General features: G+C 60.6%; 14 protein-coding genes and 1 pseudogene. 5 read left to right on the top strand and 10 right to left on the bottom strand.

The genetic code is table 11. The features are described from left to right. From D6877_RS01045 to D6877_RS01055, 3 genes are all read left to right on the top strand, one after another. On the top strand, positions 1-252 hold a 252-nt coding region (locus D6877_RS01045; protein WP_130909581.1), incomplete at its 5' end, for a PDZ domain-containing protein. Between the two features lie 88 nt (positions 253-340). Further along, on the top strand, positions 341-2,446 hold the full coding sequence (locus D6877_RS01050; protein ID WP_130909582.1) for a TonB-dependent siderophore receptor: 2,106 nt from the start codon (positions 341-343) through the stop codon (positions 2,444-2,446). A gap of 12 nt (positions 2,447-2,458) precedes the next feature. After that, on the top strand, positions 2,459-3,178 hold the full coding sequence (locus tag D6877_RS01055) for a DUF4198 domain-containing protein (protein ID WP_130909583.1): 720 nt from the start codon (positions 2,459-2,461) through the stop codon (positions 3,176-3,178). A 213-nt stretch (positions 3,179-3,391) separates the two neighbouring features. On the opposite strand, the gene hisC is transcribed toward D6877_RS01055, so the two are convergent. From hisC to D6877_RS01105, 10 genes are all read right to left on the bottom strand, one after another. Next, a complete protein-coding gene (gene hisC, locus D6877_RS01060) occupies positions 3,392-4,444 on the bottom strand; it encodes a histidinol-phosphate transaminase (RefSeq protein ID WP_130909584.1) in 1,053 nt (350 codons plus the stop codon). Positions 4,445-4,447: 3 nt separating this feature from the next. Beyond that, positions 4,448-5,785, bottom strand: a complete 1,338-nt coding sequence (gene hisD, locus D6877_RS01065) for a histidinol dehydrogenase (RefSeq protein WP_056782950.1) — start codon at positions 5,783-5,785, stop codon at positions 4,448-4,450. A 126-nt stretch (positions 5,786-5,911) separates the two neighbouring features. Next, positions 5,912-6,547 carry an ATP phosphoribosyltransferase gene (gene hisG, locus D6877_RS01070; RefSeq protein WP_123451702.1) on the bottom strand — a complete coding sequence of 212 codons (636 nt, stop codon included), beginning with the start codon at positions 6,545-6,547 and terminating at the stop codon, positions 5,912-5,914. 128 nt (positions 6,548-6,675) lie between these two features. After that, positions 6,676-7,941, bottom strand: coding sequence for a UDP-N-acetylglucosamine 1-carboxyvinyltransferase (gene murA, locus D6877_RS01075; RefSeq protein WP_016771669.1), 1,266 nt, complete (start codon positions 7,939-7,941; stop codon positions 6,676-6,678). Between the two features lie 22 nt (positions 7,942-7,963). Further along, positions 7,964-8,203: a BolA family protein gene (locus tag D6877_RS01080; RefSeq protein WP_016771670.1), complete on the bottom strand. Its 240-nt coding sequence runs from the start codon at positions 8,201-8,203 to the stop codon at positions 7,964-7,966. 115 nt (positions 8,204-8,318) lie between these two features. Beyond that, positions 8,319-8,624 (bottom strand): STAS domain-containing protein, encoded by a 306-nt coding sequence (locus D6877_RS01085; protein WP_130909585.1) that lies wholly within the window; start codon positions 8,622-8,624, stop codon positions 8,319-8,321. Continuing rightward, positions 8,621-9,274: an ABC transporter substrate-binding protein gene (locus D6877_RS01090; protein WP_110603726.1), complete on the bottom strand. Its 654-nt coding sequence runs from the start codon at positions 9,272-9,274 to the stop codon at positions 8,621-8,623. The genes D6877_RS01085 and D6877_RS01090 overlap by 4 nt, the downstream gene beginning before the upstream one ends. Positions 9,275-9,285: 11 nt before the next feature. After that, positions 9,286-9,753: an outer membrane lipid asymmetry maintenance protein MlaD gene (gene mlaD / locus D6877_RS01095; protein ID WP_016771673.1), complete on the bottom strand. Its 468-nt coding sequence runs from the start codon at positions 9,751-9,753 to the stop codon at positions 9,286-9,288. Next, positions 9,753-10,550: a lipid asymmetry maintenance ABC transporter permease subunit MlaE gene (gene mlaE / locus D6877_RS01100; RefSeq protein ID WP_016771674.1), complete on the bottom strand. Its 798-nt coding sequence runs from the start codon at positions 10,548-10,550 to the stop codon at positions 9,753-9,755. Before mlaE ends, mlaD begins: the two co-directional genes overlap by 1 nt. Continuing rightward, positions 10,550-11,359, bottom strand: a complete 810-nt coding sequence (locus D6877_RS01105; protein ID WP_130909586.1) for an ATP-binding cassette domain-containing protein — start codon at positions 11,357-11,359, stop codon at positions 10,550-10,552. The genes mlaE and D6877_RS01105 overlap by 1 nt, the downstream gene beginning before the upstream one ends. A 272-nt stretch (positions 11,360-11,631) precedes the next feature. On the opposite strand from D6877_RS01105, the gene D6877_RS01110 reads away from it, so the two are divergent. Both D6877_RS01110 and D6877_RS01115 read left to right on the top strand, forming a co-directional pair. After that, positions 11,632-12,606: a KpsF/GutQ family sugar-phosphate isomerase gene (locus D6877_RS01110; RefSeq protein WP_039759372.1), complete on the top strand. Its 975-nt coding sequence runs from the start codon at positions 11,632-11,634 to the stop codon at positions 12,604-12,606. Then, positions 12,606-12,730, top strand: a pseudogene (locus D6877_RS01115) (phenylphosphate carboxylase subunit delta); the annotation flags it as partial. The gene D6877_RS01110 and the pseudogene D6877_RS01115, both read left to right, overlap by 1 nt.

Raw genomic sequence — 12,730 nt, forward strand, 5'->3', positions numbered from 1 at the left:
CCGGGGATTGTCGTCGCGGGGATCTTCCGTGACGGCCCGGCGCAGAAAGCCGGCCTGCAACTGGGCGATGTGATTCTGAGCATCGATGGCGAGCCCGCCGGCGATGGTCGCCGCTCGATGAACCAGGTGGCGCGGATCAAACCGACCGACAAGGTGACGATTCAGGTCATGCGCAACGGCAAGGAGCTGAAGTTGACCGCTGAAATCGGCCTGCGTCCCCCACCGGCACCGGTGAAAGAAAAAGAAGAGTAAAAATGTTTTCGCGCCAGCGGCGCGAATAACAGACATTCTCAACGGGCATGTTATATTGTTTCAATTCTAGCAATTGGAACAACATAACATGTCGTCTCGCAAAAAGGCCTCGCTGTTGGGCCTGACTCTGGGTTTGCTCTGCGATCCCGCCTTCGCCGATGAGCCGCAGCCCGTTGAGCTGGAAGCCATCAGCGTCACTTCCGACTACGAATCACCCACCGGCCCGGTCAGCGGATATCGCGCGACTCGCTCGGCCAGTGCGACCAAAACCGACACGGCGATTCGCGATATCCCACAAGCCATCAGCGTCGTGCCGGCCAGTGTGCTCTCGGATCTGGGCAGCACCAGCGTTGAACGCGCGCTGGATTTTGCCGGAGGCGTGTCGAAGCAGAACAACTTCGGCGGCCTGACCCTGTACGAATACAGCGTGCGCGGCTTCACCACCTCGGAGTTCTACAAGGATGGTTTCAGCGCCAATCGCGGTTATCCGAGTACGCCAGATGCGGCCAACATCGAGCGCATCGAAGTGCTCAAAGGCCCGGCCGCCAGCCTGTACGGCCGGGGCGATCCCGGCGGTACGGTGAACATCGTCACCAAGAAACCGCAGCCCGAAGCGTTCACCACTCTGCAGACCAGCGCCGGCAGTTGGGACCGCTATCGCACCGCGCTGGACGTCAACACGCCCCTCGATGATCAGGGCGATGTGCTCTCGCGCATCAACCTCGCCGAGGAAGACAACAAAAGCTTTCGCGACCACGTCGACAGCCAGCGGGTCTTCGTCGCGCCTTCGATCAGTTGGCAGTTGAACCCGGACACCTCGCTGCTGGTGGAAAGCGAAATCGTCCGTCACAACTCGACGTTCGATCGTGGCGTGGTGGCGCCGAACAACAAGTGGAGCGGCGTATCGCGCTCGACGTTCTTGGGCGAGCCCAACGACGGCAACATCGACAACCACAACAACCTGCTCCAGGCCACCCTTGAGCACCATCTGAACGACAACTGGAAACTGCGTCTGGCCAGTCACTACAAGGAAGGCAAACTCTGGGGCGACGCCACGGAACAACGCGCGCTGAACGCCGACGGCCACACGGTCAATCGCCGCTTGCGCGAACGCGATACGAGTTGGCACGACAGCATCACCCAACTGGAACTGCGCGGTCTGTTCGACCTCGGCCCGTGGCAGCACGAATTGCTGATCGGCACCGAGAACGAGAATTACCGCAAGGACGAACGCGTCACCACCATTGCTGGCGGCCCCTACGCCATCGACATCTATAAGCCGGTCTACGGCCAGCTGAAACCCAATGGCGTACGGTCGGGCACCGACTTCTTTGAACACGTCGAAAGTCATGCGCTGAATCTGCAGGACCAGATCATCTTCACCGACAAGCTGCGCGGCATGGTCGGCGCGCGCTTCGAGCATTTCGATCAGCGCATCGACGATCACAGCCGCAACGCCAAAAGCCAGCAGCGCCACGACGCACTGACTCAACGCGCCGGCCTGCTCTATCAGCTCACGCCGAACACCGGCCTGTTCGCCAACGCCTCGACCTCGTTCAAACCGAACAACGGCCTGGATGCATCGGGCAAATCCTTCGACCCGGAAGAAGGCGTCGGTTACGAAGTGGGGATCAAGAACGAGCTGTTCGATGAGCGGGTGAGCAGCACCCTCGCCTTCTTCCACATTGACAAGGAAAACGTTCTCGCCCTCGATCCGGGCACCGACACCAGCCGCGCCATGGGCAAGGCGCGCAGTCAGGGTTTCGATTGGCAAGTGAGCGGTCAGGTGACCGACGCAGTGCGGGTGATCGGCGCCTTCGCCTACATTGACGCCGAGGTGACCAAGGGCGACGCGACCATTCCTACCGGCAGCCGCATCCTCGGCGTGGCTAAACGCAGCGGCAGTCTGCTGGGTGTTTATGAATTTCAGGATGGCCGTCTGCGCGGTTCAGACGTCGGCGCAGCGTTCACCTACGTCGGCGACCGCTCGGGCGAATCCGGCAGCGACTTCGAATTGCCGGCCTACCAGACCGTCGACTTGCTCGCCCATTACAAGGCAAGCGACAACGTCACGCTCGGCCTGAATCTGAACAACATCTTCGACGAGAAATACTACGAGCGCTCCTACAGCAACTACTGGGTCAACCCCGGCGAGCCACGCAATTTCACTGTCAGCCTGACACTCAACCTGTAAAAGGACGTCACCATGCACTACGGCAAATCCCTTCTGCTCATCGCTGCGCTGTTCACCGGTCAGGTGTCAGCCCACGGCCTGTGGACAGAGGAACGACGCGGCAACATCGAAGTGATCTACGGCCACGGCGCCGAAGACAACGCCTTCAAGGCGCAGAAAATCAGCGGTGCCTGGGCTTATGACGCAAGCGGCAAAATGATCCCGGTCAGCGTCGAGCGCCTGGCCGATCATGCCCGTTTGAAACCATTGAAGCCGCCGGCGCTGATGGCCGTGGCGCTGAACAACGGCATGTGGTCGCAGACGGCGGACAAGAAGTGGATCAACGAAGGACGCAGCAAAGTACCCGGCGCCATTGAGGCTACGCAGACGTTCAAGTACAGCCTGGCGATTTATCAGCCGGGGGCGAAATTGCCGAAACTGGACCAGATCAAACTGCTGATCCTGCCGGAGGTCGATCCGCTGACGGTCGGGCCGGGCAACTCATTGCCGGTGCGGGTGCTGCTCGATGGCAAACCGGCGGCGGGGGTGAAGTTATATGGCGACTATCGCAGCGCGCCAAACACCCTGAGCACCGAGACCGACAAGGATGGGCGTGCGCAGGTGCTGGTGCGTAATGAAGGGTTGAATGTGATTGCGGCGCAGGTTGAAGTGCCGGTGAAGGGCAGTGTGGATGTGGAAAGTAGAGGTTTGTTTACCTCACTGACCTTCCTTGGCGAGCCGCATCACGAGTGAGCAAGGGTCGTTTTCAAAATCCATGTTCGATCTGAATACCATCCCCCTCACCCCAGCCCTCTCCCCCAAGGGGGCGAGGGGGAAAGGGAGCCGATCTGTTTGCTTTTCAACACTGGAGTTCGACTCGGTATCTCACGTCGGTGCAACTCTAAAGTGCGCCTCGGTCAGTCCCCTCTCCCTCTGGGAGAGGGCTAGGGTGAGGGGCTTTTGCTTTTAGAGGTCGCCAAGGCCGTTGATCAACGCCTGATTCTGCTCAGGCGTCCCCACCGATATCCGCAGGAACTGCGCAATCCGCTCCTGCTTGAAGTGCCGCACGATCACGCCCTGCTCGCGCAGCTTGGCCGCCAGGCCCGCCGCATCATGCTGCGGGTGGCGAGCGAAGATGAAGTTGGCCGCCGACGGCAGCACTTCAAAGCCTTTAGCCTGCAACTGCGCCACCACCCATTCGCGGCTCTCGATCACCTGACAACAGGTCTTGTCGAAATACTCGCGATCGGCAAAAGCCGCCGCCGCGCCGACAATCGCCAGACGATCCAGTGGATAGGAGTTGAAGCTGTTCTTGATCCGCTCCAGCGCTTCGATCAAGTCCGGATGCCCTACCGCCAGACCGACACGCAGGCCGGCCAGCGAGCGTGACTTGGACAACGTCTGCGTCACCAGCAGATTCGGATAGCGGTCCACCAGACTGATCGCCGTCTCGCCGCCGAAGTCGATGTACGCCTCATCCACGACTACGACCGAATCAGGACTGGCCTTGAGGATTTGCTCGACCGCGTCCAGCGCCAGCAGGCAGCCAGTCGGCGCGTTCGGGTTGGGGAAAATGATCCCGCCATTCGGTTTGGCGTAATCGGCCGGGTTGATCTGGAACTGCGCATCCAGCGGCACCGCGTCGAATTCAATCCCGTACAGACCGCAGTAAACCGGATAGAAGCTGTAGCTGATGTCCGGGAACAGCAGCGGCTGATCGTGTTGCAGCAAGCCGTGAAAGATGTGCGCGAGCACTTCGTCCGAACCGTTGCCGAGGAACACCTGACTGGTTTGCACGCCGTAGTATTCGGCCACGGCGTTTTTCAGCAGATCACTGTTCGGGTCCGGATACAGGCGCAGGTTGTCGTTGAGCTCGGCTTGCATCGCCGCCAGCGCTTTTGGCGACGGGCCATACGGATTTTCGTTGGTATTGAGCTTGACCAGTTTGGTCAGCTTCGGCTGTTCGCCCGGCACGTAGGGCACCAGATCCTTGACGAACGGGCTCCAGAATTTACTCATCGCTCAGTTCCCCTGCCCTTTCAGAAAGTCTTGGTCTTTGATGCGGTATTCGGCGCTGCGTGCGTGGGCGCTCAGCGATTCACCACGGGCCAGTACCGATGCTGTTTTGCCCAGCTCGGAAGCGCCGGCCTCGGAGCAGAAGATGATCGACGAGCGCTTCTGAAAGTCGTAGACGCCCAGTGGCGAGGAGAAACGCGCGGTGCCGGAAGTCGGCAACACGTGGTTCGGGCCGGCGCAGTAGTCGCCCAACGCTTCGGAAGTGTGGCGGCCCATGAAGATCGCACCGGCGTGGCGGATCTGCGGCAGCCAGGCCTGTGGATCAGCGACCGACAATTCCAGGTGTTCCGGGGCGATGCGGTTGGCGACTTCGATGGCTTGGGCCATGTCGCTCACCTGAATCAGCGCACCACGGCCATTGATCGAAGTTTCGATGATGGTCGCGCGGTCCATGGTCGGCAGCAGTTTGTCGATGCTCGCGGCCACCTTGTCGAGGAACTCGGCGTCGGGGCTGACCAGAATCGCTTGCGCGTCTTCGTCGTGCTCGGCCTGGGAGAACAGGTCCATGGCAATCCAGTCCGGATCGGTCTGGCCGTCGCAGACCACAAGAATTTCCGAAGGGCCGGCGATCATGTCGATGCCGACCTGGCCGAACACATGGCGCTTGGCGGTGGCCACATAGATATTGCCCGGGCCGACCACTTTATCGACGCGCGGCACGCTTTCGGTGCCGTACGCCAGGGCGGCAACCGCTTGCGCGCCGCCGATGGTGAACACGCGGTCGACACCGGCGATGCAGGCAGCGGCCAGCACCAGCTCGTTGATTTCACCGCGCGGGGTCGGCACGACCATGACCACTTCGGTCACGCCGGCCACCTTGGCCGGAATCGCGTTCATCAATACCGACGACGGATACGAGGCCTTGCCGCCCGGCACGTAAAGGCCTGCGCGATCCAGTGGCGTGACTTTCTGGCCCAGCACTGTGCCGTCAGCCTCGGTGTAGCTCCAGGAATCCTGCTTCTGTTTTTCGTGATAGCTGCGCACGCGGGCGGCGGCTTTTTCCAGAGCCTCACGTTGCGGCACAGTGATGCGGGTCAGGGCCAGTTCGAGACGCTCGCGCGGCAGGATCAGGTCGGCCATCGAGGCGACTTCGAGGCCGTCGAACTTCTGGGTGAACTCGACCAGCGCCGCGTCACCGCGCTCGCGCACAGCCTTGATGATGTCCAGCACGCGCTGATTGACCGAGTCGTCAGACACACTTTCCCAGCTCAGCAGATGATCCAGATGATGCGCGAAATCCGGGTCAGCAGCGTTGAGTCGGCGAATTGCAGTCGGTGCGGTCATAGCGAGAGCCTCATAGGAATTGGCAAAAAACTCAGGCGCCCGAAACTAGCATTCGATCCGCTTGGGCACCTGAGAATTCTGGCTATGAGGCGGATAGACGGCGCGGCCTCGGGCCGCGCTGGTAGATCAGCCGCGGTGTCGCGATTCCACTGCGTTGCGCAGGGTGTCGATCAACGCCTGGATTCGGGCGTGCTGCATTTTCATCGAAGCCTTGTTTACCACCAGACGCGAGCTGATCGTGGCGATCAGTTCCTGGGGTTCCAGGCCGTTGGCGCGAAGGGTGTTGCCGGTGTCGACCACGTCGATGATCTTGTCGGCCAGGCCGATCAGCGGCGCCAGCTCCATCGAGCCGTACAGCTTGATGATGTCGACCTGACGGCCCTGCTCGGCGTAATAACGCTTGGCAACATTGACGAACTTGGTCGCGACACGCAGACGGCCCTTGGGCTCCGGCGCGCCGATCTTGCCGGCGGTCATCAGCTTGCACTGAGCGATCTGCAGGTCCAGCGGCTCGTACAGGCCCTGACCGCTGTATTCCATCAGCACGTCCTTGCCGGCGACGCCGAGGTCGGCCGCGCCATGCTCGACATAGGTCGGCACGTCGGTGGCACGCACGATCAGCAGACGCACGTCGTCCTGGGTCGTGGGAATGATCAGCTTGCGGCTCTTGTCCGGATTCTCGGTCGGCACGATGCCCGCTTCAGCGAGAAGCGGCAGGGTGTCGTCAAGGATACGGCCCTTGGACAGTGCGATGGTCAACATGGGAAACGTCAGTCCTTATCAAGGTACTCATGCCCGGTCGCAATCGGCGCCGGACACACATCGAGGGTGCGCACACCCTCGACTCGAAACGAATTCAGTGGACACGTCCGTGTGTCCCGATGCAGCGGTCAGCCCGGAACGCGGCGGATCTTGGCACCCAGCATTTGCAGTTTTTCTTCGATGCACTCGTAACCACGGTCTATGTGGTAGATGCGGTCGATCAGCGTGTCGCCTTCGGCAACCAGCGCCGAGATCACCAGGCTGGCCGATGCGCGCAGGTCGGTGGCCATGACTGGCGCGCCCTTGAGCTTCTCGATACCGGTGACGATGGCAGTGTTGCCTTCAACCTGGATGTGCGCGCCCATGCGGTGCAGTTCGTACACGTGCATGAAACGGTTTTCGAAGATCGTCTCGATCACCGCACCGGTGCCTTCGGCAATGGCGTTGAGCGAGATGAACTGGGCCTGCATGTCGGTCGGGAACGCCGGGTACGGCGCGGTGCGCACGTTGACCGCTTTCGGGCGCTTGCCGTGCATGTTCAGCTCGATCCAGTCTTCACCGCAGGTGATTTCCGCACCGGCTTCACGCAGCTTTTCCAGCACTGCTTCGAGAATGGTCGGATCGGTGTCCTTGACCTTGACGCGGCCACCGGTGACGGCAGCAGCGACCAGGTAGGTGCCGGTTTCGATACGGTCAGGCATGACCTTGTAGAAGGCCGAACCCAGACGCTCGACGCCATCAATGGTGATGGTGTCGGTGCCAGCACCGGAAACCTTGGCGCCCATGGCATTGAGGAAGTTCGCCAGGTCGACTACTTCAGGCTCGCGCGCGGCGTTCTGCAACACGCTGCGGCCCTTGGCCAGAGCAGCGGCCATCATGATGTTTTCGGTACCGGTCACGCTGACGGTGTCGAAGAAGAAGTGCGCGCCGCGCAGGCCGCCTTCAGGCGCCTTGGCCTTGATGTAGCCGCCTTCGACGTCGATGACCGCGCCCATGGCTTCCAGACCGCGGATGTGCAGGTCGACCGGACGCGAACCGATGGCGCAACCGCCAGGCAGTGCGACTTCGGCTTCACCGAAACGCGCGACCATCGGGCCGAGCACAAGGATCGACGCGCGCATGGTTTTCACCAGTTCGTACGGCGCGATCAGGGTCTTGATGGTACGTGGGTCGATTTCGACGCTGAGCTTCTCGTCGATCACCGGCTCAATGCCCATGCGCCCGAACAGCTCGATCATGGTGGTGATGTCGTGCAGGTGCGGCAGGTTGCCAACGGTGACCGGGCCATCGCACAGCAACGTCGCGGCCAGAATCGGCAGGGCGGAGTTCTTCGCGCCGGAAATGCGGATCTCGCCATCGAGACGAGCGCCACCGGTAATAATCAATTTATCCATTAGTATCTCGACGCCCTAGGGCTCAGGTGCGCTCGGCCCAGGCCGCGCGGCTGAAAAATTTCATAGTGACCGCATGGATGCTGCCATCGGTGATCCATGGGTTCAAATGGGCATAGACCTGCTGCTGACGCTTCACCGGGCTCAACGCCGCCAGTTCATCGCTGATCACGTTCAGCTGGAAGTTGCAGCCTTCGCCTTCAACTTCTACCAGCGTTCCTGGCAGCTTTCCTTCAAGGAAGCTCTTCACTTCTACGGCCTGCATGCTCAACCTCAATCGGCGCCCTGTGCGCACGGGTCGGACATCATACAAAAAAGCCCCGCGCCTGCGAACCCCGCAACGCAGGACTCTGACGGGGGGCTTCTTTATAGATGCGGGTTCAGGGATGCGCCAACAGCTCGGTCAGTTCACTGACCTGAGCGATTTCGCGCATGTCTTCGGGCATCGCGCGGATGCTGACGGCCTTGCCGGCCGCCTGTGCATCACGCATGAAGCACAGCAGCAACGACAGGCCGACGCTGCTGGACTTCTGCACCGCCGAACAATCGATGACCAGCGCCGACGCCTTGCTCGACTTGATCAGCGCCTGCCCTTCCTTGCGCAGCTCAGGCCCGGTGCGGTAATCCAGCACGCCGCTGAGCACCAGCTCGTCGACATCACTCATACGAACTGCCGCCTCACTCATTGCGCTGGCTTCGCGGCGGCTTTGTCGGTTTCCTGCTTGGCCTTGGCCACTTCACCGGCCCAGCCATCGATGGTCTTGTCCAGATCGTTGCCATTGCGCTGCATGGCGTCGGCGAACTGGTCACGGAACAGCTTGCCGATGTTGATGCCATTGATGATCACGTTGCGCAGCTTCCACTCGCCGCTGATCTTCTCAAGCGTGTACTGCACCGGATAGATCGCGCCGTTGCTGCCCTTGACGGTCATGTTGACGCTGGTGCGCTCGCCCGATTCGTCTTTGGCCGGGTCAACGGTGATGCCCTGGTTGTTGTATTCCAGCAGAGCGTTACCGTAGAACTGGAACAGACCACGCTTGAAGTTTTCCTGAAAGCGCTGCATCTGCTCAGGCGTGGCCTTGCGCGAATACTTCACTGTCATGATGCTTTTGGAGATGCCCTCGGCATCCACCACCGGGCCGACAATGTTGTTCAGCGCCGCATAGAAATCCTGCGGATCCTGCTTGTACTTCTCTTTGTTTGCCTGCAAGTCGGCAAGCATCCGGTTCGTGGTGTCCTGAATCAGGTCATGAGCCGATTGCCCCGGTGCAGCGTTAGCCATCAACGGCAGGGCCGCGAGCAACACCAACAGGCCACGTCGCAAGATAGAGATCATTCAAAAGCTCCTCATTTGGCGTCTTTGCTAACGGTATTGAGCAGGAATTTACCGATCAGGTCTTCCAGTACCAGTGACGACTGCGTGTCGTGGATGGTTCCACCGTCTTTCAACTGGGTGTCTTCACCGCCGACGCTGATACCGATGTATTTCTCGCCCAGCAGACCCGCGGTGAGGATAGACGCAGTCGAATCAACCGGCAGGTTGTCGACCTTTTTATCCACCTGCAGCGTGACCCGACCGGTGAAGCTGTCGCGATCCAGATCGATAGCGGTGACCTTGCCGATGGTCACACCGGCCATGGTCACTTTGGCTCTGACCGTCAGACCGGCGATATTGTCGAAATACGCATACAACTTGTAAGTGTCGGTGGACGAAGTCGGAGACAGGCCGCTGACGCGCAAGGCGAGCAGCAGCAAAGCCAGGATCCCTGCCAGCAGGAACAGGCCGACACCGATTTCCAGGGTGCGGTTTTGCATCAGAAATCTCCAAACATCAAAGCGGTCAGAATAAAGTCCAGGCCGAGCACTGCCAGCGAGGCAAACACCACGGTCTTGGTAGTGGCACGACTGATACCCTCGGAAGTGGGTTCACAGTCATAGCCTTGAAATACGGCGATCCAGGTCACCACAAAGGCGAAAACGACACTCTTGATCACGCCATTGAGCACGTCACTGGTGAAGTTCACGCTATTCTGCATGTTCGCCCAGTACGAGCCTTCATAAACGCCCAGCCAGTCGACTGCGACCCACGAACCGCCCCAGATGCCGACGACGCTGAAGATCATCGCCAGCACCGGCAGGGAAATGAAGCCGGCCCACAGGCGCGGGGCAATGATGTACTTGAGCGGATCGACACCGATCATTTCCAGGCTGGACAACTGCTCGGTGGATTTCATGTTGCCGATCTCGGCGGTCAACGCCGAACCGGCGCGCCCGGCAAACAGCAACGCGGTGACAACCGGCCCCAGTTCACGCAGCAGCGTCAGGGCGACCATCTGCCCCACCGCCTGCTCTGAACCATAGCTGGAAAGAATGCTGAAGCCCTGCAACGCCAGGACCATGCCGATGAAAATGCCGGAGACCACGATGATCACCAGCGACATGACGCCGACCGAATGCAGCTGCTTGACCAGCAGGCCGAAACCACCGCTGATACCGCCACGGCCCAGCAGGGCGTGAAACAGGAACAGGGTCGCCCGACCAAACACCGCGACCGCGTCGATCGCCGATTCGCCGAACCGACGCACGCGTTCCATCAATGAAATTCTGCGCATCAACGCTTCCCCAGAAGATCTGCGCGGTAATCCGTCGCTGGAAAGTGATACGGCACCGGGCCATCGGGATCACCGGTCATGAACTGGCGGATACGCGGGTCATCGGATTTCATCAGCTCATCCGGTGTGCCTTGGCCCAGCACCTGACCATCGCCCACTACATAGATATAGTCGGCAATGCTCGCGGTTTCCGCCAGATCGTGCGAAACCACGATGCTGGTGATGCCCAGAGCATCGTTGAGCAGGCGGATCAGGCGCACCAGCACGCCCATGGCGATCGGGTCCTGGCCCACGAAGGGCTCGTCGTACATGAGAATCTGCGGATCGAGGGCAATCGCCCGGGCCAGCGCCACGCGGCGCTTCATGCCGCCGGACAGTTCGTCCGGCATCAGCTCGATGGCGCCACGCAGACCCACTGCCTGCAATTTGAGCAGGACGATGTCGCGGATCATGTCTTCCGGCAGTTGCGTGTGCACCCGCAGCGGGAAGGCCACGTTCTCGAACACATCAAGGTCAGTGAACAGCGCACCGCTCTGAAACAGCACGCCCATGTGCTTGCGCGCATCGAACAGATCACTGCGCGACAGCGTCGGCAGATTCTGCCCGTTGACCCAGACTTCACCGCTGGACGGCCGCAACTGTGCGCCCATCAGGCGCAGCAGCGTGGTCTTGCCGCAGCCGGAAGGCCCCATGATGCCGGTGACCTTGCCGCGGGGGATGCGGATATCGACGTTATTGAAAATGCTCCGCGCACCGCGCTTGAAGGAGACTCCCTTCAGCTCGACCGCGTAGGCGTTATCGGCACTCATCTAAACTCCTTGCGATGCAGCCTCTCACTGGGATGCCAGACTTTCCTCGGAAACACCTGCATCCCGGGCAGGCCGAACTGGCGGCGAACTATATCACTGCAAAGGCTGAGCGCCCAAGCGAGAACCCGGCCAGAATCGCCGACACATGAGGGTCGCAGCGACTTTCAGAGTGTTTTGGTAACCAGTAATGACAAAGCACGACGAACTTGCGTGAGGCTTTGCCACATAACCGCTATAATCGCCGCCTTTTCATCGGCCCATACGATTCTGACATGAGCAAAACCCGCGACCTGATTCAGTCGGCACAACGCACCATCCGCCTCGAAGTGGAAGCCGTCCAAGGCTTGATGGCCCATATCGACGCCGATTTCGTACGCGCTTGCGAGATGATTCTGGCCAGCAAGGGCCGTGTGGTCGTGGTCGGCATGGGCAAATCCGGGCACATCGGCAACAAGATCGCCGCCACCCTGGCCAGCACCGGCACCCCGGCGTTTTTCGTGCATCCGGCCGAAGCCAGCCATGGCGACATGGGCATGATCACCCGCGACGACGTGATTCTGGCACTGTCGAACTCCGGTTCGACCAACGAAATCGTGACCCTGCTGCCACTGATCAAACGCCTGGGCATCCAGTTGATCAGCGTTACCGGCAACCCGCAGTCGCCCTTGGCGAAGGCCGCCGAGGTCAATCTCAATGTGCATGTCGAGCACGAAGCCTGCCCGTTGAATCTGGCGCCGACTTCTTCTACTACTGCAGCACTGGTCATGGGCGATGCCCTCGCCGTGGCTTTGCTGGAAGCGCGCGGATTTACCGCTGAAGACTTTGCCTTCTCACATCCGGGTGGCGCCCTTGGTCGTCGCCTGCTGCTGAAAGTGGAAAACGTCATGCACGCCGGGCAGGAGCTGCCGCAGGTACAACGCGGCACCCTGCTCAAAGACGCGCTGATGGAAATGACCCGCAAAGGTCTGGGCATGACCGCTATCCTTGAAGCCGACGGCAAGCTCGCCGGGATCTTCACCGACGGTGATTTGCGCCGCACCCTGGATCGCGCGATCGACATCCGCAGCGCCACCATCGATCAGGTGATGACCGCCCACGGCAAGACCGCCCGGCCCGACATGCTCGCCGCCGAAGCCCTGAAAATCATGGAAGACCATCGAATCAACGCCCTGGTAGTCGTCGACGAGGAGGATCGCCCGATCGGCGCCTTCAACCTCTCCGATCTGCTGCGCGCAGGAGTCATGTAATGAGCAACGATCTGCTGCAACGCGGCAAAGCAATCAAACTGGCAGTGTTCGACGTCGACGGTGTGCTCACCGACGGCCGCCTGTACTTCCTCGAAGACGGCAGCGAGTTCAAGACCTTCAACAC

The sequence above is a fragment of the Pseudomonas sp. Sample_9 genome, from assembly GCF_004307535.1.
Classification (GTDB): domain Bacteria; phylum Pseudomonadota; class Gammaproteobacteria; order Pseudomonadales; family Pseudomonadaceae; genus Aquipseudomonas; species Aquipseudomonas mercuritolerans.

Coding starts and splice junctions, on each gene's coding strand:
- hisC (WP_130909584.1), bottom strand. CDS start 4,444: ATGAGTAAATTCTGGAGCCCGTTCGTCAAGGATCTGGTGCCCTACGTG.
- D6877_RS01110 (WP_039759372.1), top strand. CDS start 11,632: ATGAGCAAAACCCGCGACCTGATTCAGTCGGCACAACGCACCATCCGC.
- mlaE (WP_016771674.1), bottom strand. CDS start 10,550: ATGCGCAGAATTTCATTGATGGAACGCGTGCGTCGGTTCGGCGAATCG.
- D6877_RS01050 (WP_130909582.1), top strand. CDS start 341: ATGTCGTCTCGCAAAAAGGCCTCGCTGTTGGGCCTGACTCTGGGTTTG.
- D6877_RS01080 (WP_016771670.1), bottom strand. CDS start 8,203: ATGCAGGCCGTAGAAGTGAAGAGCTTCCTTGAAGGAAAGCTGCCAGGA.
- murA (WP_016771669.1), bottom strand. CDS start 7,941: ATGGATAAATTGATTATTACCGGTGGCGCTCGTCTCGATGGCGAGATC.
- hisD (WP_056782950.1), bottom strand. CDS start 5,785: ATGACCGCACCGACTGCAATTCGCCGACTCAACGCTGCTGACCCGGAT.
- D6877_RS01055 (WP_130909583.1), top strand. CDS start 2,459: ATGCACTACGGCAAATCCCTTCTGCTCATCGCTGCGCTGTTCACCGGT.
- D6877_RS01085 (WP_130909585.1), bottom strand. CDS start 8,624: ATGAGTGAGGCGGCAGTTCGTATGAGTGATGTCGACGAGCTGGTGCTC.
- D6877_RS01105 (WP_130909586.1), bottom strand. CDS start 11,359: ATGAGTGCCGATAACGCCTACGCGGTCGAGCTGAAGGGAGTCTCCTTC.
- mlaD (WP_016771673.1), bottom strand. CDS start 9,753: ATGCAAAACCGCACCCTGGAAATCGGTGTCGGCCTGTTCCTGCTGGCA.
- D6877_RS01090 (WP_110603726.1), bottom strand. CDS start 9,274: ATGATCTCTATCTTGCGACGTGGCCTGTTGGTGTTGCTCGCGGCCCTG.
- hisG (WP_123451702.1), bottom strand. CDS start 6,547: ATGTTGACCATCGCACTGTCCAAGGGCCGTATCCTTGACGACACCCTG.